3 protein-coding genes and 1 pseudogene are annotated in these 3647 nt (G+C 52.8%); all 4 read right to left on the reverse strand.

The features are described 5' to 3' along the window. Nucleotides 1-1832 (reverse strand): [protein-PII] uridylyltransferase (gene glnD / locus ACTHUM_RS10870; protein WP_440402881.1); only part of this gene is annotated, 1832 nt, incomplete at its 3' end. Nucleotides 1833-1851: 19 nt separating this feature from the next. After that, complete coding sequence (locus ACTHUM_RS10875) at nt 1852-2148, reverse strand: helix-turn-helix domain-containing protein (RefSeq protein ID WP_003680870.1); 297 nt, start codon at nt 2146-2148, stop codon at nt 1852-1854. 423 nt (nt 2149-2571) lie between these two features. Further along, on the reverse strand, nt 2572-3012 hold the full coding sequence (locus tag ACTHUM_RS10880; protein WP_070460058.1) for a TIGR01244 family sulfur transferase: 441 nt from the start codon (nt 3010-3012) through the stop codon (nt 2572-2574). A gap of 78 nt (nt 3013-3090) precedes the next feature. Beyond that, nucleotides 3091-3647 (reverse strand): annotated as a pseudogene (locus tag ACTHUM_RS10885) (M61 family metallopeptidase); the annotation flags it as partial.

Here is a 3647-nt window from a genome sequence, read left to right on the forward strand (position 1 = left end):
GTCGAGGCTTGTTCGCGTCGGTTGGGGAGGCGTTCGGGATCGTGGCTTTTGCTGTTTAAAACGGCGGCGGTGCTGTGGTAGAGGGTTTGAAGCAGGCTGGCGCGCCATGTGTTCCAAAGTTTGGGGTTGGTGCCGCGGATGTCGGCAATGGTAAGCAGGTAGAGTGCGTCGAGGTATTCGCGTGTGGGAATACGGCGGCAGAAGGCTTGGAGGACATGGGGATCTTGGATGTCTTCTTTTTGGGCAACGGTGGACATGAGCAGGTGGTTTTCAACCAGCCATGCGAGGAGGTGGCTTTCTTCTTCGGTGTAGTAGTGGTTGGCGGCGAATTGTTGTGCGTCTTTGATGCCTTCTTTGGCGTGATCGCCGCCACGGCCTTTGGCGATGTCGTGCAGCAGGGCGGCGGTGTAGAGGATATGCGGTCGTGGGTAGGCCTGCATGATGGCGCTGGCCTCGGGCATTTCGTGGCTGTGGGTTTCGATGGCAAGACGGCGCATATTGCGGACGACGGTCAGGATGTGGTCGTCTACGGGGTAAATATGGAATAGGTCGTGTTGGAGCAGGCCGGTGATTTTTTCCCATGCGGGGAGATAGCGGCCAAGTACGCCGTAGAGGTTGAGAAAACGGAGGGTTTGGGTAAGGCCGGTGCCGTGTTTGAAGAATTGGATGAAGCGGCGGCGGTTTTCTGGATTTTGGGTGAAACGGGTATTGATTTTTCGTGTGGCCGCCCACCATGCGCGCAGGGTTTGCGGCTCGATGGTGGTGATGTTTTGCTCCTGCATGGTTTGGATGATGGTGAAGATGTGTTCGGGATTTCGCTCGAACAGGGCAAGGTCGTTGGCGGCGATTTGGTGGCCGATGCGTTTGTAGTGGCTGTCGATGGGGTGGATATGTTGGGGACGGCTGGAAGTTTGATGGTTTTTGAGAACCGGAATAAGGATGCCGTTGAGTTGTTTGATGGCTTTGGTGGCGCGGTAGAAGGTGTGCATCAGGGCTTCGCTTCTGCCGCGGATGTCGGGTTGGGTATAGCCTAAGCTTTCGGCAACTTGGGACTGGTAGTCGAAAAGCAGCCTGTCTTCGGGGCGGTCGGCGGTAAGGTGGAGGTGAATGCGGATATTGGCGAGGCGGCGGTAGCCATGGGCCAGCATGCCGGCTTCGGTGCGTGTGAGGACGCCGGCGGTAACGAGGGCGGTGGGGTTGCTGTCTATACCTTGTGCTTTGGCTGTCCAGATAAGGGTGTGGATGTCGCGCAGGCCGCCGGGGCAGGTTTTGATATTGGGTTCGAGTTGTGCACCTGTGCCTTGGGATTTGGTATGGCGTTGCTCCATTTCGAGGAGTTTGGCTTCGATGAAGGCGGCTGTGTCGCGGCGTGTATTGAGTTTGTTTAGAAGTTGGGCGGTAAGGTTGGGATTGCCTTGGAGATGGCGTGCTTCAAGAAAGGCGGTTTCGCCAGTAATGTCGTTTTGGGTGCTTTGGAGGATTTCTTCTATGCTGCCGCTTTTGATGGCCGGATTGAGGCGTGCGTCCCAAAGGGTTTGGATAAATTGGGCGGTTTGCTGTTGCAGGCCGTCTGAAAATGGGGCCGAGGAAATAATCGCTAAGTCCCAGTCGGAATGAGGATAGAGTTCGCAACGCCCAAAGCCGCCGATGGCAATCAGACTGATGTCGTCGCTGTCGGGAAAGTGGATTTGCCAGAGGGTTTGCAGTAGGGTTTCGGCAGCGGCGATATGGTCGCGGAAGTAAACGGTAGGACGGTTGTTTTGGCGGTAGGCGGTTTCTGCTGCGGCTTTTTGCTGCCGGTAGGTTTGAATGGCGTGTTGGGCGGCGGTCATGATGTTGTTTGGTTGTGAATTAGGCTTGGGTGTCGGCAGGCTCGGTCATTTGGCGGAGCATTTCTTGCGGTGGAAGGAGAAGTTTGTAAGGGGCGATTTTGAGTGCGGATGCGATTTTTTCGATGTTGGAAAGGGCGATGTTCCAGCGTTTGCGCTCGACGGCGGAGACGTAGGTACGGTCGAGTCCGCATTGGCGTGCGAGTTCTTCTTGCGACCAGCCGTGGTTAACGCGGTAGAGGCGCATGTTGTAGGCGATAACGGCGCGGAGGTCTTGCGGATCGGGCAGGCTGGGAGGGGGAGTGAGTTTGTTGACCATGATGTTTTGGGTTTGTGGTTTGAACGATAAGGGGATTTTATACTATTTTTGCTAGGGGAAAGGAAAGGCCGTCTGAAAGTTTCAGACGGCCTTCAAGAGGGTAGATATAAAAAAAGGGGGGTGGCACTCAGCCACACCCAAACACACACACATCAAGAGGAAAGAAAAATCATTTAATAAGAGAGCTGGCTCTTATCGAGGAAACTGGAAGATTAGGGCATGGCCCTGAATCATTGAAAGGCATTATAAATGAAAATAGGATTGGGGTATTGACACAGGTCAATTCTGTTTTAATTTAGAAAATATATCTCTAAGATAGTGGAAATAAATTATAAATAAGCTAAGGCCATCAGGCCGTCTGAATAATCGGTTTCAGACGACCTGATGGTTTTAAGGGCTACTATTTACGATATAAATTAGGTATTAAGCCAAACCTTTATCTTTGGCTTCTTGCAGGCGGGCTTCAAAGTTGCTGAGATTGACTCCTGCCTGTTCGGCTGCGGCAACCACTTCGGCTACGGATGCGCCGTGTTGCACTTGATGATAACCCCAAAGCAGGGAGCAGCGAGTGCCGGTGCGGCAGAAGGCAAGAATGGGAGCCGGAGATTGTTGCAACAGATTTTGGAAGGCTGCAACATCGGCTACGGTGATTTGAGGCGCAACGACGGGCTGGTGGGAAAATTGGTTGATGCCAGCCTCTTTAAACCAGTTTTGTACTTCGGCAAAAGCCGGTTGGTTTTCTTCTTCGCCGTCCGGGCGATTGCAGATGATGGTTTTGATGTCGAGACGTACGGCTTCTTGGACGTCGGCTTCGGTCAGCTGAGGGGCGATATAGAGGGTGTCGGTCAGTTTACGGATAGGCATAGTTTTTCCTTTCTTTATATTAAATGGATATGTTGATTTCAGACGGCCTAGGAAGTGGCAGGCCGTTTGAAGTTTTATTTAATGATTGTACAACCAGTTTTCGAGTTTTTGGCGATCGGTAATGTGCAGCAGGGCAGTATTGGCTTCTGCTGCTTGAACTGTGATGCTGGTTTCACGCAATAGGCCTTGGCGGAAGAAATGGATGGTGGTGCGCGTGCCGATAGGCAGTTTGCCCCACTGCGCTGCAAGGTCGTTGCAGGCATAGCCGCCTAAGGCGATGATTTTATCTTGCGGGCAGAGTCCGGCATTTTCTGCGCTACCGCCATTAAATACATGAGTCAGGACGGCATGATCGCTGTTTTGTTTGAAACGTGCGCCCAAATCGTTGGCGGGGGCAACCGATTGGGGTTCGGTGGCAAATGCTCCGCCGTGCTGGCGTGGTAGGGGAATAAAGTCGAGTTTGACACCTACGCTTTGCAGGCATTCTGCGAGCGGAAGATCATCGGTACTGTATAAGGCCGTCTGAAAGAAGGTTTCTAAATCTAAACCGGTCATTTCTTGGCAACGGGATTGCCAGTGTTTTTCGGGTATGCCTTGATGGGTGTTGCACCAATCGAGATAGTGTTGCTGCATCA

The organism is Neisseria sp. P0021.S006 (assembly GCF_051956895.1).